The sequence below is a fragment of the Pseudomonas fluorescens genome (assembly GCF_018614655.1).
Taxonomy (GTDB): domain Bacteria; phylum Pseudomonadota; class Gammaproteobacteria; order Pseudomonadales; family Pseudomonadaceae; genus Aquipseudomonas; species Aquipseudomonas fluorescens_BX.
Genome location: NZ_JAGGOG010000011.1, coordinates 109,317 through 131,335 on the forward strand (window position 1 = coordinate 109,317; position 22,019 = coordinate 131,335).

The following is a 22,019-nucleotide window of genomic DNA, read 5'->3' on the forward strand; positions in this document are numbered from 1 at the left end:
CCGGCGATCCTGCATCTCACCAGTACTGGCGCCTGCTGCGTCGGGGAGTCGACTGGGCGACACTCAGAAAGAGCGACTCGGCCAGCCGCGCGCTGATTCGCGAACGGTAGACCGCCAACACTCGACTTTCGGGCATGTCGGCAAGGCTGCGAAAACTCAGGTAGCGTTGCTCGGGCAGCTTCAGATGGGCGGCACTGTAGTTGGCGTTGGGCGTGTCTTGGGCCGGATAATGAAAATGTGCATAAGCCACCGCCTTCCTGGACGTGTCGCGAATCACATATTCCTGCAGATAGTCATTGTCGCGCTTGAGTTTGATGCGCCCCTCCACCAGCAAGATATCGACCTGGCCCTGGCTTTTTAGGTAATCGATCCTGGCTTCTTCAGGGGGATTGCGCAGGATAATGTCGATGCGCACCTGTTTCCCCTGCGCCACCAAACGAGACGAGGCCTTCCCAAGAGCGTCCAACAGTTGCTCTGCCGTTACATCTGGCTTTTTGCCTTGCGTGATGAGCGTGTCACGAATCTTTCCGGCCACTTCGTTCATCGCTTCAGCCAGGTGCGTCAGTTGCGCTTGCGCGCTGATCGGCGTGTTGGAGGACTGTGCCTCTTTGCTCACCTGGCGACTGACCATCGCTTCCTTCTCCAGCAGCGCCTCGGCATCTGCCTGTAACTTGCGCAATGATCGCGCAGGCCTCACCACCGGACTGGGTGCGTCGACAACTTGCTCCCATTCGCCGGCGACGGAGCTCTGGCGAAAGCTGGCGACCGGTGTATGGTCGACAGGATCGCTGACATCCACGATCTCGCCCGCCGCACCCGATGTCTGCGGGCGCACTCGCCCCGCCTGAATCCGATTTTTGCGGTCGCGTACCAGACGCCGGCCCGAGTCCCGCAGCGCAGTGGGCGTCGGTCTGATGGCGGGTTCTTCGGCTTGCTCCCTGAGTGCCAGGGCCAGTGTGTGCTGAGCTTCCTGGCGTACCCCCTCGATCTGGCGGTGCAGCCCCCTGACCATGTCCTGGTCAATCAGGTCTGGCGCGCTATCGCCATAAAAACGCAGCCATGCCTGGGCATCCGCATACTCCTGAAGAAGCCCCTCCAACCCCTGGACTCGCTGCTCCAGGCTGACGAGACCGGGTTCCTGCAAAGTCTTCTGCGAGCAGGCCGCCAACACCACTTGATCGCCCAGCCGCTTGAGGTCCACAAAGTCGTCAAACTCCTCCTCGAGCGGTCGCCGGCGCAGCACCAGCCCCTGGTAGACCTTCAACTGTACGATCTTCCAGTCCAGCGGCGTTGCCGGCAGCGCCAGTACTTGCGCCAACGGGCTCGCTGACAAGTCGAACCCCGGGACGTTCAGCAACTCACCAAAGCGCTCCAGCTCCAGCATACTCAGGTCAATCAACTGATCGTTGTACTCGGCGACTTTCATCAAATAGCCATGCATTGCCTCGTGAGCAGATTGGGCCTGGACCGGGTCTTCATCATCGAGTTGCGAGAGCCACCCCTGACGTTGCGCCTCGGTTGGGCCGGCCACCTTGCGCGCCAGAATCAGCAGAGCCATTTGCTGGCGCAGGTTTTCCACCTGCCTCTCAAGTTGCATGATCAGCTCTGTTTCAAAGCCAACCATGGGTTTGTTTTCGTTCATAGCCTTGAGCTTCTCCATTTTGTCGAACTGGCATCGATTTTCACTCTGTAGTTCTTTCAGATAACGCACGGAAATGGCCTGCCGTTGCGCATCGGTAAACTGCTCCGAGCTAGCCCCATGAGCGCTTTCATAGAGCGTGAAGGCGGCATCAACCCTACGCTCGGCATTCATCAGCTCAGTGGTTAAAAGGCCGTAATCTTGCTCAAGCTTCACGTTGTTACTGCGAAAGCCTTCGCGGCGAGTGGCAGCGGATTTCTTCGGCCCGCCCCCGAGCAACCGCATGCCGAAATCGAAATGCCACAGATCGTCACGCCCCCGTTTGAGCCAAGGCCCCCAGCGCTTTGGCTCTTGCAGATCGACCACCCTCAATTCACCTTCAAAGAGACTGACGGCATAGAACCCGCCATCGATAACCGCGTGATGGTGCCACTTTTGCGGCCCGATATTGACCCGCACCAGTCCGCGGGTGGTCCCCGTTTTTTCAGTATTGCTCGGAATATTCGGCCACGCCTGCCCAGGACCGGGGCGCCATTTGAAGGTCTCGATCGCTGCCAACTGGGCCGTGGACAATCGCTGATTGGCATTTGTCCAGGAAAAATCCATTGCCGTGATATCGCCCAGGGTACGGCGCCAGGGGAACCTCGCCGCCGGCAGCTGAACGTGAACCGGACTGCTCATTACCTCAGGCAAGTGCCTGATTTCGGGTTTCGCTTCACTCAGCCCGAGTCGCTCATCAAGCCCCATCACACGGCTCATGAGCAGGCCTGAGAGGCTCGCAATCAAATCGGTAACGACTGCCGCACGGGCAGCCTGATCAGCATCCTGGGGCAAGGTCACGAGCGCCTGGGTTGAAGCCAGTATCTGGCTCAACCACCCCGCGACAGCGACCGGCCCTCGCAGCAACGGCAACAACACATTGAACAACTGCCAGAGATCATTCTTGAAGACGGTCCAGCGCAACTCTTCGTTGGAGGCGGACTGCTTGTCGGCCTGCCGCCACAGGCTGATTGCGTTTTCCTTGAACACCTCATCGAGGATAACCCTCCGGAATTTCCAAGTCACTTAGCAACGCGGGGCTGGGCTGTGTAACTGACTCGAACTCATCTCCTTGCAAAAAACGCCTTGCGTTCGGGCTGCGGAAACCGCCGTTGCCAAACAGTGCCCGACTGTGCTCGGACATACTGTCGAGGACAATATGCTGCAGCTCACTGCCCGGGCGCATGACCTCATCAAGCAATGCCTGGCGACTGTCGAATTGCCTGAGGGCATTCACACTCGAGGGGTGATAAAGAATGTGCGGTAATGGGGTGTTATTCCGAGGGCCAATCACAAACAGGTTAAACGCCCGGTGCACCGACCCGCCGGCATGCTCCAGAAAGGCCAGGTGGCGCGCCACAATCGCCTCGCCGTCGACCACCCGCGACGTCGCTTCGGCCTGCATAATGGCCTGCATCACCCGATAGCCGGATGGGGTAAGGCCGCCGTGGCCACGCACCATGTATTCAAAGGCCTGCATCGGCAGTTGTACGCCCATCTGGTCAACGAAGAGTCGCCTTCGCCGATCGGCCTCGACCGGGTCGAGAATCAGCCGGTCCTTGAGCAGCATTGGATAGTGTTTGCCAATATCCACGGCGCTAATAAGACGCTTGAGATAACTGGGCGTTATCCACTTCGCAGGCCTTCCATCGGCGGCTGCCTGGTTGCGTATATCAAGCCGCGCATAGGGCGTCATAAACGGGTTTTCCAGGGCGTATTGAGTCAGCGTGTGCGACACGCTTTCTGTCCACCCCACCGTGGAGCCCTGGGTGCGCACAAAAGTCAGTACGTAATTATCCGGATCGACCGTTACCTCCCGGGGATGATCCAGGGCCATTTGCCGCTGCAACGCCTTGCGGGCATAGACATCAATCGGATCGATGCCGTCGAGAAAGCCCACCCCAGCCGCCCGTTGCTGGACATCCGCCAACCGCGCCAGCCAATGGCCGTAAGTCTTGCGATCAAGCGCCGAGGCTGTCTGCAACCACAACGGCAGTTGCTCCTCGCTCAGCTCTCGCGCAGCGTCAGAATCAAACCAAGCCAGGGGCGATGTCAGGGTATTGAGCAGTTTTTTATAGCTGGCGACCCGGGGAAGTTGCGTCCAGTCGATTACGGATATATCCCGTAACTGCTTCTCCAGAAGACTCTGGGCCAGACTATCGAAAACATCGCCTTCGGGCTCCTTGAGGGTCCATTTTAGGACTTGATCGGGCGCGTAGTGACTCATGTAGCGTGGCAGCAAGCTTCCTAACAGGTCCAGTGAGTCGAGCCTGAGCAGATACGAAGCCGGACTGTAGACATGAACACTGGCCCCCTGGAGCCTTTGAAAAACCAACAGCGGAACCCATTGCCCAAGCTGCGCACCACTGGCAACGTAGACCTGAGAGATGAGCAACGCGTCGGGCCCTCCAAACCGTTGCCGATCCGCCTTACTCGGGTAGATTCCGTTCAGCAGCAATTGCTGCGACTCGCTGAGTGGTGGAATCTGTCGAGCGGTTTTCAAGCACTTTCGCAGCTGCTCACTGACCAAGCGCCACCGGGTCGACAACGGGTCCTGCGAAGAGATGCCATTCCAGTACTGCACCATCCGCGCCTGGAGCGCCGGGACCAGATCGGCCGCCAGCGCGTTGAGCATGAACTCCAGGTCATCTACCGAGAACGCTGTGTTTTCCGGTGTAACACTCGTGCTCGTGGCGCCCGCCAGTACCTGATGATGGCCGGGCGTATAATTCAGCGGTTGGCGACTCATGCAACGCGAGATCAAGGCATCGCTCAGCGACGTGACTTGACTATAGGTCACGCTATCGCCTGCGCGCTGTGTCACGCCAACCCACAGGTTTCTGGCACGTAACCGTGAGCCTGGGAACCACTCGTGTACCCAATCATCAATCAAGGATTCGGCGATATCCGCCAGGCTGGGTCGGTCCGCGAATTCCTTGGCAAGGTATTCACGGGACACGCGGTTCTGGTCAAGCGCTTTCTGAGGGTTATTCATCGGGATTTCCTGGCATCAATAATCGCCAGAACGTAGCGCGTGGCCCAAACCGGTCAGGGGTAGATAGTTAGGCTCGCGTAAAACATGCATAAACCTGCATTGCCTTTCGCAATGGTGCCGATATAATCCGCTTAAAATACGCACTAACAGGCACAAACATGCATAGCGTTCTTGATCTGCCCTCCCTGCGCAAACAAAAAATCCTGCTGCTGCTGGAACGCGACGGGAAAGTCATGGCCTCGGAACTGGTAGACCATTTTGCCGTGTCCCAAGACACCATCCGCCGCGACCTTGGCGAACTGGCCGCCGCCGGGCTGTTGCAACGGGTACACGGCGGCGCGCTCCCGCGCCCCAAGGACACGGGCAAGGATTACTTCACCCGTGTCGGCGAAACCAGCGAGGTAAAAAGACACCTGGCTCAACTCGCGGCCCAGCGGGCGCAAGACGGCCAGATCGTGTTGTTCGACTCCGGTACCACCACCTTGCGGATCGCCCAATCACTGCCCCACAGCCTCCATCTGACGGCAGTGACCCACTCGCCGCTGATCGCCGTTGCCCTCGCGGAACACCCGCATATCAAGGTGATTCTGGCTGGCGGCCAACTCAATCCCGCGACGATGTCCGCGACCGGCCATGAAGCCATACGGCTGATCCAGGGGATCAAGGCCGACCTGCTGTTTACCGGAGTTTGCGCCTTGCACCCGCAGATCGGCATCAGCTCACAGCACTACGATGAAGTGGCGGTCAAGCAGGTCATGCTCGACAGTGCGTCCCAGGTCGTGGCCGTCACCCTGGGGGACAAACTCGGCGCCGTGGAACCTTTTGTCGTCGCGCCTTGCACGCGTATTCACACGCTGATCACCGAGCAGTCGATGGATGGCGCCAGCGTGGACAGTTATCGGCGGATGGGGATCGAAGTGATCCAGGCGGATGCCTGAGTGGCTGGACCCTGATCACCTCACGTACACCGGATGATTTGCCGGCGTTCAACGAGGCGATCGTCAAGGCCCTGGCTGCTTGAGCATAGGTATCTATGCAACTTCGAAGATTGGCTTCCTGCCTCGAGTTTCAGATAACACCGGCTACAGGGCCGTGTCGAACACCTGTAGCCGCTGGGGCCAGTTCGGGCTCAGTCCTTGCCGGGCTCGGGAGACGAGGCGCTCTTGCCGATGAGCACCCAGAGGATCATTCCCAGCAGCGGCATGAAAATAATCAGCACCAGCCACAGCCCCTTGTTTTCCCAGCGTATGCCGCTGCGCAGCACGTTATTGATTGCCCACAGTTCCAGCAGCACCAGCAGCACCGCCAAGCCAATCCAGACGTATTCTATTTGCATGATTTACCTCCTGAGGTCTCATGCATTTGGTCAAGGCGTAGGCGTGAGGGTTCATTAAAAAATCGACGCAAGGCTGATATCGCCAGACTGCAGCCCGTCATCCCGGGCACGATCAAACTGCTCGCGCCCAGGCCTGACAGCGCCTATGCCACCGAGGGCGGCACCTCTTGAAAGTCGTGGCCTATCGTCACAACCTCAAGGCACCGCTAACCAGCGTCTGAATCCACGCTTGCCGGGCAACGGGCACCACGCAAAATCCCAAGGCAGTGGCGCCAGCTCCTCGTCCAATAACACCGCGCTGCATCCTGCGTCCTTCCAGTCGACGACCCGGATGGGGGCCCCTTGCCAGGCCAGCACCACCCCTTGAGCCTGGCTGTCGTCAGTGTTGATCCAGCGCGCGGCGGCAGCGGTCATGAACGCTTCAATCGTCTCTTCATCGATCTGTTCTCGATACCGCGAACTCAGCAACCAACGACAGATACTCAAGTGGTAGGTCCAATTCTGCGGCGGACGGTTTCGGTAGGCCCAGGTCATGAAACTGCGAAACAGGTTCAAGCCCTCCGGCGGATCGAGCTTGAGCAACCCCGGACAGACGTCGAACAAGGTATGCCAGTAAGGCAATAACCGGGCATCCAGATGTACAAAACAACGGGAGTTGCTCGGGTAGTCAGGGAACGGTAGCAGCACGTCGCCGCGCGGCTGGCTGCGGGAGGTCTTGCTGACCAGACGCGCCGCGCCTGAAGGCAGAAGATAGGCCATGGAACACACTCATACTCGTGACGATTGACGCTGGCCGCCAATAACGGCGCAGCGCACAGCAGGCGCCCTGATCACAGGACGCCACGGGCACGCGTCAGAATGCCGGGGAGGCGCGAGGGTTGGCGGAAGGCCAGAGGTATCGGGGAGGTGTCTTGTTGCGCTGTTCATGACCGGGGCGCGGCGCTTGCCCAAGGCTCAGCAGCCAGGCCAGGCAAAACAGGTAGACGATCGCCAGGGTCACGGCCGAACAGACCGGGCAGGCGAAGAAGTTCGACCAACTGCTGGCCATCGGGCTGCCAAGGTCGCTGTCCGAAGCCGGCGCCTTGCTGCCCAATGCCGAGCAAAACTGCCCGCCCAGACCATTGAGCTCCAGGCCCATCATCTGCCCATGCCCCAAACCGCAGACGAACACATTGAACAGGACGCAGAAATACAAGGTCCAGGCAATGAGCGAACGGTCCGGGCGGGTCAGTTTCATGGCGGCGACTTTAACACCGAATATCCGGACGGATGAAGCCCTGCCCGCCCTGCGGCAGAACGTCGCAGATTACGTAGGGCGGCCAGGGTTGGTAGAATGGGCGCCCTCCTCGTTCACTCCTTTTCAAAGCCTGATTGATACGTTTCGCAGGACCCAGGCGCTTCACAGGATGCACCGTTGATGAGTACGTTATTCACCCGCCGCAAAGTCATCCAGGGCATGGGCCTGTTGGGCCTTGGCCTGCTGAGCGGCTGTGACAACAGCCCCAGACTGAACTTCAAGTACGGCAAGGATCTGAGCGACAAGATCATGGGCCGTACCTTCAGGCTCAAGAACACCGAGGGCGAATCCGTCACCCTCAGCTCCTTCCGTGGCTTGATGCCCGTGGTGTTCTTCGGCTTCACCCAATGCCCGGCCGTCTGCCCCACCACGCTTGCCCGGATGGCCCAGGCCAAGAAGCTGATGGGTCGCGACGGCGAGATCATGCAGGTGATCTTCATCACACTGGACCCGGAGCGGGACACACCCAAGGTGCTCGACGCCTACGTCAAGGCCTTCGACCCCAGCTTCGAAGCGCTGTACGGCACCCCGGAAGAAATCGCCGTGGCCGCCAAGGAGTTCGGGATCTTTTATGAAAAGATTCCCGCCGGAGACAGCTACACCCTGTCCCACACCGCCACCAGTTTTGTGTTCGACACCCGCGGCAACCTGCGCCTGGGCCTGTCGGCATCCCTTAACGCCAAAGAGTGCGCAGAAGACCTGCTCACCGTTATGGAGGTCTGCTAATGACTGCCGTTCAAACCCTCAAGCGCATCGCCCTCGGCCTTTCCCTGCTGGGCCTCGCCGCTCACGCCAGCGCCCAGGCCCTGGTCAGCGATGCCTGGGTGCGCGCCACCGTACCGGGGCAGCCGTCCAGCGGTGCATTCATGACCGTCACGGCGGACAGCGACAGCAAGTTGCTCAGCGTGGCGTCGCCAGTGGCCAAGACCGTGCAGATCCACGAAATGAGCATGAAGGATGACGTGATGCGCATGGGCCCGGTGGACTTCGTCGCGCTGCCCGCCGGTAAAGCCGTGAAGCTCGACCCTGAGGGCTACCACGTGATGCTGATCGACCTGACCGGCCAGATCAAGGAAGGCGATCAGGTGCCGCTGATTCTGACCGTGGAAAACGCCAAGGGCGAAAAACAGACCCTCGAAATCAAGGCCCCGGCCCGTGCGTTGAACGGCATGGACCACATGGACCACAGCAAGATGCATTGATGTGCGGTGATGGCGCTTGCCCGCTCGCCACAGAGGGCAAGCGACATACTTAGAACGTCTGCTATCAACACTTTCTATATATTTTCAATCTATAAACCAACTCGTTAGCCTGCTCAGGCCGGATGCGTCTCCCTGTCGCCGTCCGGCCACACAATTCTAAAAATAAGCAGCAGACAACGGGAATAACAATGAATAAATCCCCCCTTGCCTTGGGCCTGACTTCGGCCACCCTCGGTTTGACCCTCGCCTTCCCCTCCTTCGCCAAAGCTGATTTTTTTGAAGACAGCAAGGCCGACCTGGAATTTCGCAACTTCTACTTCAACAGCGATTACCGTCAGGACGGCGCCAGCCAATCCAAGCGTGATGAGTGGGCCCAAGGGCTGATTCTTAACTATCAGTCGGGGTTTACCGAAGGCCTTGTGGGATTTGGTGTGGATGCCATCGGCTTGCTGGGCCTCAAGCTGGATTCGAGCCCTGACCGACAAAACACCGGCTTGTTGCCCGTCGGTGATGACAAGGCACCCGACAGCTACAGCCGCATGGGAGCCACGGCCAAGGCGCGGATCTCCAAGAGCGTGCTGAAAGTCGGAACCTTGATCCCCAGGCTGCCCACCGTTTTGCCCAATGACGGGCGCCTGCTGCCCCAAACCTTTCGCGGCACCCAACTGACCAGCCAAGACATTACCGACCTGACCTTCGACGCCGGGCGCCTGACCAGCAACACCCTGCGCAATGTCAGTGGCCACGACGACATCGAGGTTACCGGCAAAGGCATCAAGGGTGCCGTGCCCAGCGACCAATTCGACTTCGCCAGCGCCAACTACAAATGGACCAAGAACCTGGCCACCGGGTACCACTACGCCAACCTGGAAAACAACTACAAGCAGCACATCTTCAACCTGGTACACACCCTGCCCCTGGGCAACACCCAGTCATTCAAGACCGACCTGCGTTATGCCGACTCCAGCAAGGCCGGCAACACCAACGTCGACAACCAGGCCTTTGGCGCACGCTTCACCTACAGCATCCAGGGCCACTCGCTCGGTGCGGCCTACCAACGCATGAAAGGCACCACGGGTTTCCCGCATCTGGACGGTACCGACTCCTACCTTGTCAACTACGTGATGATCTCGCCGGACTTCGCCAACCCCGAAGAAAAGTCCTGGCAAGCCCGCTACGACTACGACTTCGCCGCCATTGGTCTGCCCGGCCTGACCTTCATGACCCGCTATCTCAAGGGCAACAACTTCGAGCGCAGCCGAGGCGTGGAAGGCACCGAATGGGAGCGCAACACAGACATTGGCTACGTGTTCCAGAGCGGCGCACTGAAGAACCTCGAGGTGAAATGGCGCAATGGCACCTACCGCAGCAACGGCTCCGGTAGCGACATCGACCAGAACCGCTTCATCGTCAGCTACACCCTGCCCCTGCTTTAATTTTTCCGGAGCATTGCCCATGAATACCAAGAAAAGCCTGGTTCACCTGGCAGTGGCGTTCGCCCTGTTCAGTACTTACGGCGCCTATGCCACCGACACCGGCGAGTTACCTTGCAACACCACCGAACAATGCGCGGCCCAGGCGGCAAAAGTCGGTGCGTCAGTGGACACCTCGCAGTCCCCGCGCAAAGCCAAGGGCGACCCGACACAAACCCAGTTCGCCTGGCTCAACCGCATCAACAAAGCCTCGATCGTGATGCTCACCGAAGAAGGCATCGTCAAGCCGGACATGGGCCAGAAGATCGCCGGCGGCGTACGCTACGCCATCGATCAGGCCGACCAGTCGGGGGGCAAACGCCCCAGCGATGTGCTGCAACTGGAAAAGATCATGACCGACAAGATCGGTCCCGAAGCCTCGCTGATCCACTCCGGCCGCAGTCGGCAGGACATGCTCGCGACCTTCCGCCTGGCCAAACTACGCACCCAGGTACTGGCCTACAGCGACGCATTGAACGCTACACGCCAACGTATCCTGGCCATCGCGCAGAAGAACGTCGACACCCTGGTGCCGGCCTACACCAACGGCGTGCAGGCCATGCCCATCAGCTACGCCCATTACCTGCTGGCGTACGAGGCGGCATTTGATCGGGACGGCCAGCGCATTCGCGAACTCTATACGCGCCTCAACCTGAGCCCGATGGGCACGGCGGTACTGGCAAACTCCGCGTATCCCCTCAACCGTGAACGCCTGGCCGAGCTACTGGGCTTTGATGGCGTGCGGGAAAACTCCCTGGATTCCAGCCAGGTGTCCACCTATGACATCCCGATTGAAGCGGCGAACCTGGCGGCCTCCTCGGCCATTCGCATCGGCGCCATGATTGGCGATATCCATACCCAATACCACCAGATCCGCCCCTGGTTGCTGCTGGATGAAGAGTCCACCTACACCAGCAGCGCCATGCCGCAAAAGCGCAACCCGGGGCTGTTGATGCGCACTCGCGAGTCGGCATCGGATGTGGTTGGGCTGGCCCAGACCGTAACCTTGCGCGCCCATAACGTCACCACCGGCATGACCGACTACAAGTTCGCCTTTGATTCATTGGGTCTGTTCCAATCCACGGGCGAGATGTTCACGAGCATGGACGCTGTGCTCGACGCGCTGCAAATCAACCCGCAGCGGGCGCTGGAAGAACTGGAGTCGGAATGGACCACCTCGATGGAGCTGGCCGACACCCTGGAGCGCCAGTTCAAGGTGCCGTTCCGGATTGGCCATAGCTTTGCTTCGCTGATCGTCACCGAAGCCCGCAGCAATGGCACCACCCCGAAAACCTTCCCGTACGCCGATGCGCAAAAGCTATATCGCCAGGCAGCGGACAAGTACAAGTGGACGCCCAATACCTTGCCACTGGATGAGGCCGGTTTGCGTGCGGCGCTGTCGCCGACCAATATGGTCAAGACTCGCAAAGGCACGGGTGGACCACAGCCGGAAGAGGTCAAGCGGATGTTGGCTGAAGCGCACAAATCGTTGACGGCTGATCAGAAGTGGCTGACGGAACGCCGTGACAAGCTGAAAAGCGCAGAAGGTAACCTGGACAAGGCTTTCGACAAATTGGCAAATAGCAAAGGCTGATACACGATGGCCGTGGTAGCCGCTGTCGGGGCACGAGGCTGCGATGCGGTCCGCAGGACCGCCGCAGGGGGCCGCTGCGCAGCCCATCGCAGCCTCGTGCCTCGGCAGCGACTACAACTCCCGCTCCAGGACCTGATGATCCAAGGCCTTCTGCCAACTGCATATCGCCAGGCAGGCCACACAATTACCCAACACATTGGTCAAGGAACGGCACTTCATCAACCGTTCCACACCCAGCAGCAGCCCCACACCCTCCAACGGGATCCACTGCAGAATGTTCAAGGTCGCAATCAAGGTAAACAACGCAGAGCCCGCCACGCTGGTAGACCCCAATGAGGTAACCAGGCAAATCAGCAACACGGCCAGCAGCTCCGGCGCGGTGATACTCACGCCGGCCAAATGGGCCAAAAACATGATGGCTGTGGTCAGATAAATATGGCTGCCGGTTAAATTGAAGCTATAGCCGGTCGTCAGTACCAAGCGTACTAACTGACGATCACACCCCAGCGTCTCAAGTTTGCCAACAAATCCCGGAAGTGCCGCGACCGATGAGCCCGTAAACGCCACCAACAACAACTCTTCCTTCAAATAAACGATCAACCTGGACAATCGAAATCCCGCCGCCCGCGCGACCCCCGCAAACACCAAAACAACAAATAATGCACAGGCCATATAAACAACAACAATAAACTTCAGCAACGGCAAAACCGAACTCATGCCATATTTACCGATAACAAAAGCCATCGCCCCAAATGCCGCCAACGGGGCGAACTTCAAGATAACGTGCAGCAGCCGAAAGAACACCGTCAAGGTCGACTCCAGCCAGGCCAGGCAACGGTTGCTGCCTTTTATCCCACGACCGAGCAACAACCCGCAAAACGCCGCAGCGACCATCACCTGCAACACCAGGCTATGGACAAACACCCCATAAACACTGGTTAAAACCGACATCAGCGAAAGCTCTTGCACAAGCATTCCCGAGATGTGCGTCGACCCTGGCAGGCCAAGACCCAGGGACGCCACTTCGGGCTGATCAAGACCGAAGACTGAGCCGGCAACCAATCCCATCATCAGCGCACACAGCGACATCAGCTGGAAATACAGCACTATCCGGCCCACTACGCGACTGTGTTTTTGTTCACGCTGAATACCGGCAATGCCACTAGTAACCAATACAAATAATAGAAAGGGCATCAACAAACCGACCAACTTTATAAAGCCGTCGCTGAGCAGCTTCATATCAATCGCCACCTCTGGATAGACCAGCCCCAATATCATCCCAAGAGCAATGGCAGCCAGGATTGGCATGCTCGCATTCCTGGCAGATCGGGTTGACATCGGCATTCCTCAGTCTTTTTATTTATTGTTATTGTCGTGACCCAGTACTTTCGGCATATTGGTCACCAAGGCGCACCCAGGCCACAAATAATAAAGTCTTGCCACGGGATATACCACCATGGAACTTCGCCATTTACGCTATTTCATCATGGTGGCTGAAGAGCGACATTTCACCCGCGCTGCCGCCCGTTTGAACATACAACAACCGCCCCTCAGCCAACAGATTCGCGCCCTGGAACAAGAGCTGGGGTTCGAGCTGTTCAAGCGCCACCCCAAAGGGGTCGACCTTACCGCTGGCGGGCTGGTATTCCTCGATGAAGCGCGGATCATCCTGGCCCGCGTCGAACACGGATCCCTCAAGGCCTCCCGCGCCGCCCACGGCATCGAAGGCACCCTGGTCATCGGCTTCACCAGCTCCGCCGCCGCCCACCCGTTGATCCCGCGCATCATCCGCGCCTACCGTGAGCACTATCCGGGGGTGGAGCTCTCGGTCAAGGAAGGCAGCGCCCGAGAAATCACCGAAGAAACCCTGGAGAAACGCATCGACATCGGCACCCTCCGCGCGCCAGTCAGCGACCATCAAAGCCTCACCTTCCACCGCCTGCTCAACGAAGAAATGCTCCTCACCCTGCCCGTCGGCCATCCGCTGCTCAAAGGCCGAGAACCTTCAATCAGCCTGAACGCCCTCAAGGACGAACGCTTCATCCTCGTGCGTCGTCCCGGTGCTCCGGGCATGTATGCCAACCTGATCAAGGCCTGCCAGAACGCCGGATTCGAACCGAAGATAGCCTTTGAAGTGGAGCGGATGCTGACCAACGTCAGCCTGGTGGCTGCGGGAGAAGGTATCTCGGTAGTGCCTGCCTCCATGCGCGATGTGCACCGGGACAGTGTGGTGTATTGCCGGATTCGAGATGCGCGACCACGGTTGTTGGCCCCGATCACCTTGGTACGGCGCACGTTCAATCCGTCGGCGCCGTTGCAGAATTTTATTGAGCTGGCGCGGAAGCTGGCTGGGGTTTATCGGAAGGCATAAGGCCTGCGCGATTAAGGGTCAATCCACCACAAACAACCTTGCCCCCGTGTCAGTCGATGACCGATGCCCCTCCCTATCATTGCCCACCTGATAACTCATCCCGGCGGTGAGGGTGAATCGACGACCATCCTCCAGTTCAGTGTGCAATTCGCCCTCCAGGCATAGCAGGATATGACCTCTCCAGCACCAGTGATCGGCCAGATAGCCGGGGCTGTATTCAATCATTCGTACCCGCACCGAACCGAACTGACAGGTGCGCCAATAAGCATGACCTGTTTCTCCGGGATGGAGGGTGGGCTCGACAGTTGACCAATCAGTGGTGCCAAACGGGATTGCGACAAGATCCATAATTGCCTCGGTCATCAAACAACGACAGAAGACCGTACTGGCTGCCTGAGACTTGCGATAGACACAGATGGTTGGCTTTTGTGGGATACAGCCCTGCGCTCTTGTTATCCTGTTGCTCCACTGCGCCTGGATGTCCTTTGATGCAAATCGACCCCGCCTACATCCTCCACGAGACCGAGCACTGGATCCTCAACCATCACCTGGCGTCCGCATTGCCGGGCTACCTGATGCTGGGTGCCAAGACGCCTATCAGTTCACTGACTGATTTGCCGGAGCCGGCGCTTGCGGAACTGGGCGGGTTGCTCGCCAAGACCCAGCGGGTCATGGAGGTGCAGTTGGCGCCCAAGTGGCTGTACATCAGCCGGTTCGGGCACATGCCAGGCTTCCCCCTGCACTTTCATTTCATCCCGGTGTACGGCTGGGTGGAGGACCTGTTCTGGCAGGATGAGCGCTACCGGGTGCTGGAGAATTTTTCCGCAGCTACCTCACCACAGCCCCTGACGGACGGAGCCGAGCTGACGCTGTTTATCTGGCGCGAATTTGGTGAGCGCTTCACGCCACCGGCAACGCAGGGACCGTCGGTGTGCGAGACGATTGAGCGCTTGAGGGAGGCGCTCAGAAACAAAGTCGTTTAGTCCTAAGTTTCAAGCATTCTCGTTACCCCGCCGGGTAAACGAATACCGGTCGATATCCGTCCTCAGTTGCCAGCCCTGACTCTGCCAATAGCGGGCTGCGCTTTCGTTGGTCTTGAACACATCAAGGTGGCACTTCTGGATGCCTTGCTGTTCAAGCGCTGAAAGACAGCGCTCTACCAGCGTATTGGCAATGCCTTGGCGCCGATACTCGGGCAACACCAGCAAATGCTGCAGATACCCACGACGTCCGTCATGCCCGCACATCACGCAAGCGCAGAGCACGCCATCCGCTTCAACGACAAAACTCATACCAGGGTTGCGCTCCAGATACCGGGAGGTCGACTCGCGGGAGTCGGCATCACGCAGGGAAATACCAGGAGTGTTGCGCATAAGGTCGATGACAGCGGTGTAGTCGCCCCTTGTCATGACGCGAATATTGAGCATTGGATCGAGCCTGGTGGTGTGGGTTTTCCATACTAACGCGGTCCCCTGTAGGAGCGAGCTTGCTCGCGAAAAACCTGAGTGCGCCGCTGGGTGTCAGTTTTCCATCGTTATCGTTAACGACCTTCGCGAGCAAGCTCGCTCCTACAGGGGATCACGTCAGTGCCTGGCTGCTCTGCATCAGTTATTTATGCTCACTTCCCAGCTTAATAATATTTTATTAATACCCGCCCGCCCCCTAGCCTTGAAGTCATGCCCGACCTGAATCCAATCGCTGTTCAGAAGGATAGAGACATGACTGTTGAAACAATAAAAATAGACACTCTTGTGGTAGGCGCCGGCCAGGCCGGCGTGGCCATGAGTGAGCATCTGAGCAAGCAGGGCGTGCCGCATCTGGTGCTGGAGCGCAGTCGTATCGCCGAGCGCTGGCGCACCGGGCGCTGGGATTCGCTGGTGGCCAACGGGCCGGCCTGGCATGACCGCTTTCCAGGCCTTGAGTTTGATGACGTCAGCCCGGACGGCTTTGCCGCGAAAGAACGCGTGGCGGACTACTTTGAAGCCTACGCCCGCAAGTTCAACGCACCGATCCGTACTGGCGTTGAAGTGAAGTCGGTAGAGCGCAATGTCGGCCGTCCGGGCTTCACCGTACACACCTCTGAAGGCGTGATCGAAGCCAACCGGGTGGTCGCAGCCACCGGACCATTCCAGAAGCCGGTGATCCCGGCAATCGCGCCGCAGAATGTGCCCTTCACGCAAATCCACTCTGCCGACTACCGCAACCCTGGGCAACTGCCCGAGGGCGCCGTGCTGGTGGTGGGTGCGGGCTCTTCGGGGGTGCAGATCGCCGATGAATTGCAGCGTGCCGGCAAGCAGGTTTATCTGTCGGTGGGCGCCCATGACCGCCCTCCGCGTGCCTATCGCAACCGTGATTTCTGCTGGTGGCTGGGGGTGCTGGGCGAGTGGGATCAGGCGGCGATGAAGCCGGGCCGCGAACACGTGACCATTGCAGTCAGCGGTGCGCATGGCGGCAAGACCATCGATTTTCGCGAGCTGGCTCATCGCGGCATGACGCTGGTGGGGTTGACCCAATCCTTCAATGGCAGCGTGGCGACGTTTCAGCCGAACCTGGTGGAAAACCTGACCCGCGGTGACGAGAACTACCTGGCGCTGCTGGATGCGGCAGACGCCTATATCGAGCGCAATGGCCTCGACCTGCCACTGGAGCCTGAAGCCCGGCGCGTGTTCCCGGACCCTGAATGCGTCACCCAGCCGATCCTTGAACTGGACCTGGCCAAGGCCGGCGTCACGACCATCATTTGGGCCACCGGCTTTGCGGTGGATTACAGCTGGCTGAACGTCGATGCCTTCGACGCCAGCGGCAAGCCTCAGCACCAGCGCGGTGTGTCCAGCGAGCAGGGAGTTTATTTCCTCGGGCTGCCCTGGCAGTCCCGTCGCGGCTCGTCGTTTATCTGGGGCGTCTGGCATGACGCCAAGCACGTGGCTGACCATATCGCCACCCAGCGTAAATACCTCGATTACCGGGATGCATCGCAGCGTCGCGAAACCATTCACTCCCCTGTCAGCGCCTGATACTCAAGGAATTCAAGATGCCTACCCACACCCGTATTCGCATGTTCAACACCAAGGAAACCTACCCCAACCAGACCCTGGACAACGACCTGTGCCAGGCCGTTCGTGCCGGTAACACTGTCTACGTTCGCGGCCAGGTCGGCACCGACTTCGACGGCAACCTGATCGGCCTTGGCGACCCGCGTGCCCAGGCCGAGCAGGCCATGCGCAACGTCAAACAACTGCTGGAAGAAGCCGGCAGCGACCTCAGCCACATCGTCAAGACCACCACTTACCTGATCGACCCGCGCTACCGTGAGCCGGTGTATCAGGAAGTCGGCAAGTGGCTCAAGGGCGTGTTCCCGATCTCCACCGGCCTGGTGGTATCGGCCCTGGGCCAGCCGCAGTGGCTGATGGAAATTGATGTGATTGCCGTCATCCCCGAGTAAACAGGAGCCAGGACATGACCTTTTCAATCGTCGCCCGTTGCGCCGAAACCGGCCAGCTCGGCATCGCCATCAGCTCATCGAGTATCGCCGTAGGCGCCCGTTGCCCGTGGCTGCGCCCCGGAGTGGGTGCGGTTGCGACCCAGAACATCACCCTGCCGGCCCTTGGCCCGGAAGTGCTCGACCAGCTTGAGTCAGGGCTGTCGCCAGAAGACGCGGTAGACAAGGTACTGACCCGCAACGGCTACAGCCAGTACCGACAGTTGACGGCGATTGATCACCTCGGGCGCACCGTGCATTTCAGCGGCAGCGAAACCCTGGGAACCCACAACGCTGTATCAGGTGAACAGTGCGTCGCCGCCGGCAACATGCTGGCGGACCGCTCGGTGATCGAGACCATGGTCGCAGCCTTTGAAAATGGCGAAGGTCAACTGGCTGACCGCCTGTTGGCTGCCATGCACGCCGCCATCGCTGGCGGCGGCGAAGCCGGGCCCGTGCATTCGGCCGCCATGGTGGTGGTCGGTGAATTGACCTGGCCGATCATCAACCTGCGGGTGGATTGGGCCGACCAGGACCCGATCGGTGAACTGCAAACGCTGTGGGACGCCTATCGCCCGCAAGTCCAGGACTACATCGACCGTGCACTGGCTCCGGACAAATCCCCAGGCTACGGCGTGGCCGGAGACGATCGATGAGCATCAGCCGTGATGTGCTCAAGACGCTGGTGGGGTTTGATACCACCAGCCGTGAGTCCAACCTGCAGTTGATCGCATTTGTCCGCGACTACCTCGAAGGCTTCGGTGTCGCCAGTGAGTTGGTCTACAACGATGAGCGCAGCAAGGCCAATCTGTTCGCAACCATCGGCCCGGTAGACCTGCCGGGCATTGTGCTCTCCGGTCACACCGACGTGGTGCCCGTGGATGGCCAACCGTGGACCGTGCCGGCGTTTGAACTGACCGAGCGCGACGGTAAGTTGTATGGCCGGGGCACGGCGGACATGAAGGGCTACATCGCCTGTGTGCTGGCCTTGGTGCCGTCGCTGGTCAATGCACCGTTGCGGATGCCGGTGCATTTTGCACTGTCCTATGACGAGGAAGTGGGCTGCCTGGGGGTGCGTTCGCTGCTCAAGGTGCTGGAGCAACGGCCGGTCAAGCCGATGCTGTGCATCATTGGCGAGCCCACCGGGTTGAAGCCGGTTCTGGGTCACAAGGGCAAGCTGGCGATGCGCTGTGATGTGCATGGCGAAGCGTGTCATTCGGCCTATGCGCCGTCCGGGGTGAATGCCATTGAGTACGCCGCAGAGCTGATTGGTGAACTGGGACGGATTGGCCAGCGTCTCAAAGGGCAGCAGGATGCGCGGTTTGATCCGCCCTTCACTACCGTACAAACCGGGGTGATTTCGGGTGGCAAGGCGTTGAATATCGTCCCTGCCGATTGCCGTTTCGACTTTGAAGTACGCGCCCTTCCCTCGCAGGATCCGGCGATGGTGGCTGAGGAACTGAAGGCCTACGCCGAGCAGCAGGTGTTGCCGCGCATGCGTGCGGTCAGTGAACAGAGTGCGATTCGCTTCAGTGAGCTGTCGGCATATCCAGGCTTGGTCACCGATGAACGTAGTCAGGCGGCGGAGCTGATTGCAGCGTTTTCCGGGTCGCGGGAATTTGGCACCGTGGCGTTTGGCACCGAAGGTGGGCTGTTTGATTCGGTAGGGATTCCGACCGTGGTGTGCGGGCCTGGCAGCATGGACCAGGGGCACAAGCCGGATGAGTTTGTTAGTGTGGCGCAACTGGAGGGATGTGATGAGATGTTACAGCGGATGTTGCTCTCAATCTGCCTCTGAGCCAGACGCCATCCTCCCAAGCACTGAAGATCAAATGTGGGAGCGGCGGTGCGACGATTCGACTTGCTCGCGAATGCGTAGTGTCAATCGACGAATATGTTGGCTGGTACACCGCTTTCGCGAGCAGGCCCGCTCCCACACAAGCCCGGCTCCCACCCTCGAACTGCGGCTACGCTAATAACCGCGCCAACTCCTCCCGGCAATAGTCCACAAACAACTGCACCGGCTTGGTCAACGGTGCCCGCCGCAACCACACCGCCGACAACCCCGACCCGGTCACCGTCTCCGCCAGCGGCACGCACACGACCTTCTGCCCGTCATAGGTGTATTCCGAAAACGGCTTGGTCACCAGAATCGAAAAACCAAACCCGCGCCCCACCATGCCCCGCACCATCTCGATGGATGGCGAGCTGAACACGATGTGCGGCGTCAGCCCGCGCTCTTCGAAAATACTCACGAAGTAGGTCCGGCTAGGCAACACGTCCAACAAAATCATCGGCTCCAGCACCAGGTCCGCCAATGACACCTTGGCTTGCCGGGCAAATCGATGATCCGCCGGCAGCAAGGCATACGGTTGCTGCGGCGGCATCAGCGGTACCGTCTCGATGGTGCTGCCCAAGTCATGCTCAAACAACATCGCCACATCGATACTGCCCGCCGTCAGCGCCTGGACCAGTTCCTGCTGCTCGCCATCACGCATGCGGATTTCCACCCCCGGCCAGCGCTCTTTGAACCCTGCAATCAAGCGCGGCAAATACAGCGGCGCGACTGTTTCGAAACAGCCGATATCGATCTGCCCCGCCACCACGTCATTGTCCGCCAAGGCGTTCTGCTCGAACTCATGAGCCACCCGCAACAGCTCCAGCGTCTTGCGATAGAAACGCGCACCACTGGGCGTCAGCGACACACCCTGAGCGTGATGACGGATAAACAGTTGCACGCCAAAGCTCTCTTCCAGGTGCTTGATGGCCGTCGACACCGACGGTTGTGCGATGTAGAGCTTGCGCGAGGCCTCGGCGACGCTGCCGCACTCGGCGGTGGTTACAAAATATTTGAGTTGGCGCAGATTGTAGGCAGCCATGGGCACCTCTGAAAACGTGGAATTTCGCCCCAAACAAGTGCAGGAAAAGCGGCTTTTTTGGTGGTTTTATTGCCATGCAACATACCGGAGCAGAAAACACCGCGAGATATTTTTTTTAAGGTCTGAAGCAACAAACTTACTAATTTACCTGCCTGTAACCATTGCACATGATCACTCCAACAACAAAAGCGCCGCGTTTGCTGCGCACAGCGAAGTACGTCCACGTACTCACCTTGCCTTGGAGTTCGTCATGGTCACCACTGCAACATCCTCCGCACCGCTTATCGAAAAACACACGATCAGCTATGTGCCCCCGGAAGATCGCCACGGAAAGGTAAGAGACCTGTTCACCCTCTGGTTCGGCGGCAACATCGCGCCGCTACCCATCGTCACCGGTGCCCTGGGCGTACAACTGTTTCACCTGAACCTGATCTGGGGCATCGTCGCGATCCTCGTCGGTCATCTGGTGGGCGGCGTGCTGATGGCGCTGCACTCAGCCCAGGGGCCGCAGATGGGCATCCCGCAAATGATCCAGAGCCGCGCCCAGTTCGGCTCCCTCGGCGCCCTGCTGGTGGTAGTGATCGCCGGCGTGATGTACATCGGCTTCTTCGCCTCCAACATTGTCCTGGCGGGCAAATCCCTGCACGGCATCGTCGACAGCGTCCCGGTGCCGGTGGGTATCGTCATCGGCGCCATCGGCTCGGGGATTATCGGCATCATCGGCTACCGCTTTATCCATGTACTCAACCGCATCGGTACCTGGGTGCTGGGCGCCGGCATCGTGCTGGGCTTCGGCTACATCTTCACCCACGTGCAGACCAGCGACTTCCTCACCCGTGGCAGCTTCAACCTCTCAGGCTGGCTGGCCACCGTATCCCTGGCTGCGCTGTGGCAGATCGCCTTTGCGCCCTACGTTTCGGACTATTCCCGCTACCTGCCGGCTGACGTGCCCGTCGCGTCGACCTTCTGGACCACTTACCTGGGCACCGTCCTCGGCTCCAGCCTGTCGTTCATCTTCGGCGCCGTGGCGGTATTGGCCACCCCGGTCGGCATGGACACCATGGACGCGGTCAAACTGGCGACCGGCTCCATCGGGCCGCTGATGTTGTTGCTGTTTTTGCTCAGCGTGATCAGCCACAACGCCCTTAACCTTTATGGCGCGGTGCTGTCGTTGATCACTCTGGTGCAGACCTTTGCCTATCGCTGGATCCCAACGGCCAAAGCGCGTGCGGTGATCTCGGTCATCGTGTTGGCGGCCTGCTCGATAGCGGCGGTGTTTGCCTCGAAGGACTTTATCGGGCACTTCGTGGACATGGTGCTGGTGTTGTTGGTGGTGCTGGTGCCATGGACGGCGATCAACCTGATCGACTTCTATGCCATCCATAAGGGCAAATACGATATTGGCTCGATCTTCCGGGTCGATGGCGGAATCTATGGGCGCTACAACCCGCAGGCGCTGTTGGCGTATGCGATAGGGATTGCGGTGCAGATTCCGTTCATGAACACGCCGCTGTACGTAGGGCCGATTTCGGCACACATCAACGGCGCAGATCTGTCGTGGCTGGTGGGGCTGGTGGTGACGTCACCGCTGTATTTCTGGTTGGCGAGTCGGGACAGTGCGTATAAACGCCGGATGGAGGGAGGAAAGTTGGTGGGTAGCATTTGAATGTGGCAAGGGGGGTGGCTTACACCCTTTTCAATCGCTCAAAACCCGCTA

The 22,019-nt window shown here is 59.3% G+C and carries 21 protein-coding genes and 2 pseudogenes; 13 read left to right on the forward strand and 10 right to left on the reverse strand.

The features are described 5' to 3' along the window. Positions 1–16 precede the first annotated feature (16 nt). Together J7E41_RS10865 and J7E41_RS10870 are read right to left on the reverse strand one after the other, a co-directional pair. Positions 17–2,704, reverse strand: a complete 2,688-nt coding sequence (locus tag J7E41_RS10865) for a hypothetical protein (RefSeq protein WP_214992619.1) — start codon at positions 2,702–2,704, stop codon at positions 17–19. Then, positions 2,670–4,673: a dermonecrotic toxin domain-containing protein gene (locus tag J7E41_RS10870; RefSeq protein ID WP_214992622.1), complete on the reverse strand. Its 2,004-nt coding sequence runs from the start codon at positions 4,671–4,673 to the stop codon at positions 2,670–2,672. The genes J7E41_RS10865 and J7E41_RS10870 overlap by 35 nt, the downstream gene beginning before the upstream one ends. Before the next feature lie 158 nt (positions 4,674–4,831). Here J7E41_RS10870 and J7E41_RS10875 point away from each other — a divergent pair, with 158 nt between their 5' ends. After that, positions 4,832–5,611, forward strand: coding sequence for a DeoR/GlpR family DNA-binding transcription regulator (locus J7E41_RS10875; protein WP_214992626.1), 780 nt, complete (start codon positions 4,832–4,834; stop codon positions 5,609–5,611). Continuing rightward, a pseudogene (locus J7E41_RS28055) lies at positions 5,611–5,694 on the forward strand (protease); the annotation flags it as partial. The gene J7E41_RS10875 and the pseudogene J7E41_RS28055, both read left to right, overlap by 1 nt. 108 nt (positions 5,695–5,802) lie before the next feature. On the opposite strand, the gene J7E41_RS10880 reads toward J7E41_RS28055, so the two are convergent. From J7E41_RS10880 to J7E41_RS10890, 3 genes are all read right to left on the reverse strand, one after another. Beyond that, positions 5,803–6,009 (reverse strand): PLD nuclease N-terminal domain-containing protein, encoded by a 207-nt coding sequence (locus J7E41_RS10880; RefSeq protein ID WP_214992629.1) that lies wholly within the window; start codon positions 6,007–6,009, stop codon positions 5,803–5,805. A 195-nt stretch (positions 6,010–6,204) separates the two neighbouring features. Further along, positions 6,205–6,768, reverse strand: coding sequence for a putative natural product biosynthesis protein (locus J7E41_RS10885; RefSeq protein WP_214992631.1), 564 nt, complete (start codon positions 6,766–6,768; stop codon positions 6,205–6,207). Positions 6,769–6,862: 94 nt separating this feature from the next. Beyond that, positions 6,863–7,246 carry a DUF2946 domain-containing protein gene (locus J7E41_RS10890; RefSeq protein WP_214992633.1) on the reverse strand — a complete coding sequence of 128 codons (384 nt, stop codon included), beginning with the start codon at positions 7,244–7,246 and terminating at the stop codon, positions 6,863–6,865. A gap of 180 nt (positions 7,247–7,426) precedes the next feature. Between J7E41_RS10890 and J7E41_RS10895 the strand changes: the two genes are divergently transcribed. The 4 genes from J7E41_RS10895 to J7E41_RS10910 all read left to right on the forward strand — a co-directional run bounded on the left by J7E41_RS10895 (position 7,427) and on the right by J7E41_RS10910 (position 11,574). After that, complete coding sequence (locus J7E41_RS10895; protein ID WP_214992635.1) at positions 7,427–8,032, forward strand: SCO family protein; 606 nt, start codon at positions 7,427–7,429, stop codon at positions 8,030–8,032. After that, a complete protein-coding gene (locus J7E41_RS10900; protein ID WP_214992636.1) occupies positions 8,032–8,508 on the forward strand; it encodes a copper chaperone PCu(A)C in 477 nt (158 codons plus the stop codon). Before J7E41_RS10895 ends, J7E41_RS10900 begins: the two co-directional genes overlap by 1 nt. Before the next feature lie 188 nt (positions 8,509–8,696). Beyond that, entirely contained in the window at positions 8,697–9,944 is a 1,248-nt protein-coding gene (locus J7E41_RS10905; protein WP_214992638.1) for an OprD family porin, read from the forward strand. Between the two features lie 19 nt (positions 9,945–9,963). Next, positions 9,964–11,574, forward strand: a complete 1,611-nt coding sequence (locus tag J7E41_RS10910) for an argininosuccinate lyase (RefSeq protein WP_214992640.1) — start codon at positions 9,964–9,966, stop codon at positions 11,572–11,574. 111 nt (positions 11,575–11,685) lie between these two features. Here the strand turns inward: J7E41_RS10910 and J7E41_RS10915 are convergent, their stop codons facing one another. After that, positions 11,686–12,912 carry a cation:dicarboxylate symporter family transporter gene (locus J7E41_RS10915; protein WP_214992642.1) on the reverse strand — a complete coding sequence of 409 codons (1,227 nt, stop codon included), beginning with the start codon at positions 12,910–12,912 and terminating at the stop codon, positions 11,686–11,688. A 118-nt stretch (positions 12,913–13,030) separates the two neighbouring features. Between J7E41_RS10915 and J7E41_RS10920 the strand changes: the two genes are divergently transcribed. Then, a complete protein-coding gene (locus J7E41_RS10920; RefSeq protein ID WP_214992644.1) occupies positions 13,031–13,945 on the forward strand; it encodes a LysR family transcriptional regulator in 915 nt (304 codons plus the stop codon). Positions 13,946–13,963: 18 nt separating this feature from the next. Here J7E41_RS10920 and J7E41_RS10925 read toward each other — a convergent pair whose 3' ends face one another. Then, on the reverse strand, positions 13,964–14,293 hold the full coding sequence (locus J7E41_RS10925) for a DHCW motif cupin fold protein (RefSeq protein WP_214992647.1): 330 nt from the start codon (positions 14,291–14,293) through the stop codon (positions 13,964–13,966). A gap of 140 nt (positions 14,294–14,433) precedes the next feature. On the opposite strand from J7E41_RS10925, the gene J7E41_RS10930 reads away from it, so the two are divergent. Continuing rightward, entirely contained in the window at positions 14,434–14,928 is a 495-nt protein-coding gene (locus tag J7E41_RS10930) for an HIT family protein (protein ID WP_214992650.1), read from the forward strand. A 9-nt stretch (positions 14,929–14,937) separates the two neighbouring features. Here the strand turns inward: J7E41_RS10930 and J7E41_RS10935 are convergent, their stop codons facing one another. Next, on the reverse strand, positions 14,938–15,372 hold the full coding sequence (locus tag J7E41_RS10935) for a GNAT family N-acetyltransferase (protein WP_214992654.1): 435 nt from the start codon (positions 15,370–15,372) through the stop codon (positions 14,938–14,940). A 46-nt stretch (positions 15,373–15,418) separates the two neighbouring features. Beyond that, positions 15,419–15,505 (reverse strand): annotated as a pseudogene (locus J7E41_RS28060) (outer membrane lipoprotein carrier protein LolA); the annotation flags it as partial. Between the two features lie 116 nt (positions 15,506–15,621). On the opposite strand from J7E41_RS28060, the gene J7E41_RS10940 reads away from it, so the two are divergent. The 4 genes from J7E41_RS10940 to argE are packed head-to-tail and all read left to right on the forward strand — an operon-like array spanning position 15,622 to position 19,221. Beyond that, positions 15,622–16,959, forward strand: a complete 1,338-nt coding sequence (locus tag J7E41_RS10940; RefSeq protein ID WP_435304117.1) for a flavin-containing monooxygenase — start codon at positions 15,622–15,624, stop codon at positions 16,957–16,959. A 17-nt stretch (positions 16,960–16,976) separates the two neighbouring features. After that, positions 16,977–17,387 (forward strand): RidA family protein, encoded by a 411-nt coding sequence (locus J7E41_RS10945; protein WP_155583912.1) that lies wholly within the window; start codon positions 16,977–16,979, stop codon positions 17,385–17,387. A gap of 14 nt (positions 17,388–17,401) precedes the next feature. Then, positions 17,402–18,079 (forward strand): DUF1028 domain-containing protein, encoded by a 678-nt coding sequence (locus J7E41_RS10950; protein WP_214992662.1) that lies wholly within the window; start codon positions 17,402–17,404, stop codon positions 18,077–18,079. Continuing rightward, positions 18,076–19,221, forward strand: coding sequence for an acetylornithine deacetylase (gene argE / locus J7E41_RS10955; protein ID WP_214992665.1), 1,146 nt, complete (start codon positions 18,076–18,078; stop codon positions 19,219–19,221). Before J7E41_RS10950 ends, argE begins: the two co-directional genes overlap by 4 nt. Positions 19,222–19,390: 169 nt before the next feature. On the opposite strand, the gene J7E41_RS10960 is transcribed toward argE, so the two are convergent. Then, the gene (locus J7E41_RS10960; RefSeq protein WP_214992668.1) at positions 19,391–20,302 is read right to left on the reverse strand and encodes a LysR substrate-binding domain-containing protein; all 912 of its coding nucleotides are present in this window, start codon (positions 20,300–20,302) and stop codon (positions 19,391–19,393) included. A gap of 250 nt (positions 20,303–20,552) precedes the next feature. On the opposite strand from J7E41_RS10960, the gene J7E41_RS10965 reads away from it, so the two are divergent. Then, entirely contained in the window at positions 20,553–21,968 is a 1,416-nt protein-coding gene (locus J7E41_RS10965; RefSeq protein ID WP_214992671.1) for a purine-cytosine permease family protein, read from the forward strand. Positions 21,969–22,019: the final 51 nt, after the last annotated feature.

What these genes read in the sequence shown, in the direction of transcription:
- argE (WP_214992665.1), top strand. Translation starts at nt 18,076, where the DNA reads ATGAGCATCAGCCGTGATGTGCTCAAGACGCTGGTGGGGTTTGATACC.
- J7E41_RS10920 (WP_214992644.1), top strand. Translation starts at nt 13,031, where the DNA reads ATGGAACTTCGCCATTTACGCTATTTCATCATGGTGGCTGAAGAGCGA.
- J7E41_RS10890 (WP_214992633.1), bottom strand. Translation starts at nt 7,246, where the DNA reads ATGAAACTGACCCGCCCGGACCGTTCGCTCATTGCCTGGACCTTGTAT.
- J7E41_RS10870 (WP_214992622.1), bottom strand. Translation starts at nt 4,673, where the DNA reads ATGAATAACCCTCAGAAAGCGCTTGACCAGAACCGCGTGTCCCGTGAA.
- J7E41_RS10935 (WP_214992654.1), bottom strand. Translation starts at nt 15,372, where the DNA reads ATGCTCAATATTCGCGTCATGACAAGGGGCGACTACACCGCTGTCATC.
- J7E41_RS10900 (WP_214992636.1), top strand. Translation starts at nt 8,032, where the DNA reads ATGACTGCCGTTCAAACCCTCAAGCGCATCGCCCTCGGCCTTTCCCTG.
- J7E41_RS10945 (WP_155583912.1), top strand. Translation starts at nt 16,977, where the DNA reads ATGCCTACCCACACCCGTATTCGCATGTTCAACACCAAGGAAACCTAC.
- J7E41_RS10960 (WP_214992668.1), bottom strand. Translation starts at nt 20,302, where the DNA reads ATGGCTGCCTACAATCTGCGCCAACTCAAATATTTTGTAACCACCGCC.
- J7E41_RS10895 (WP_214992635.1), top strand. Translation starts at nt 7,427, where the DNA reads ATGAGTACGTTATTCACCCGCCGCAAAGTCATCCAGGGCATGGGCCTG.
- J7E41_RS10885 (WP_214992631.1), bottom strand. Translation starts at nt 6,768, where the DNA reads ATGGCCTATCTTCTGCCTTCAGGCGCGGCGCGTCTGGTCAGCAAGACC.
- J7E41_RS10940 (WP_435304117.1), top strand. Translation starts at nt 15,622, where the DNA reads ATGCCCGACCTGAATCCAATCGCTGTTCAGAAGGATAGAGACATGACT.
- J7E41_RS10965 (WP_214992671.1), top strand. Translation starts at nt 20,553, where the DNA reads ATGGTCACCACTGCAACATCCTCCGCACCGCTTATCGAAAAACACACG.
- J7E41_RS10880 (WP_214992629.1), bottom strand. Translation starts at nt 6,009, where the DNA reads ATGCAAATAGAATACGTCTGGATTGGCTTGGCGGTGCTGCTGGTGCTG.
- J7E41_RS10910 (WP_214992640.1), top strand. Translation starts at nt 9,964, where the DNA reads ATGAATACCAAGAAAAGCCTGGTTCACCTGGCAGTGGCGTTCGCCCTG.
- J7E41_RS10950 (WP_214992662.1), top strand. Translation starts at nt 17,402, where the DNA reads ATGACCTTTTCAATCGTCGCCCGTTGCGCCGAAACCGGCCAGCTCGGC.
- J7E41_RS10905 (WP_214992638.1), top strand. Translation starts at nt 8,697, where the DNA reads ATGAATAAATCCCCCCTTGCCTTGGGCCTGACTTCGGCCACCCTCGGT.
- J7E41_RS10930 (WP_214992650.1), top strand. Translation starts at nt 14,434, where the DNA reads ATGCAAATCGACCCCGCCTACATCCTCCACGAGACCGAGCACTGGATC.
- J7E41_RS10875 (WP_214992626.1), top strand. Translation starts at nt 4,832, where the DNA reads ATGCATAGCGTTCTTGATCTGCCCTCCCTGCGCAAACAAAAAATCCTG.
- J7E41_RS10925 (WP_214992647.1), bottom strand. Translation starts at nt 14,293, where the DNA reads ATGGATCTTGTCGCAATCCCGTTTGGCACCACTGATTGGTCAACTGTC.
- J7E41_RS10915 (WP_214992642.1), bottom strand. Translation starts at nt 12,912, where the DNA reads ATGTCAACCCGATCTGCCAGGAATGCGAGCATGCCAATCCTGGCTGCC.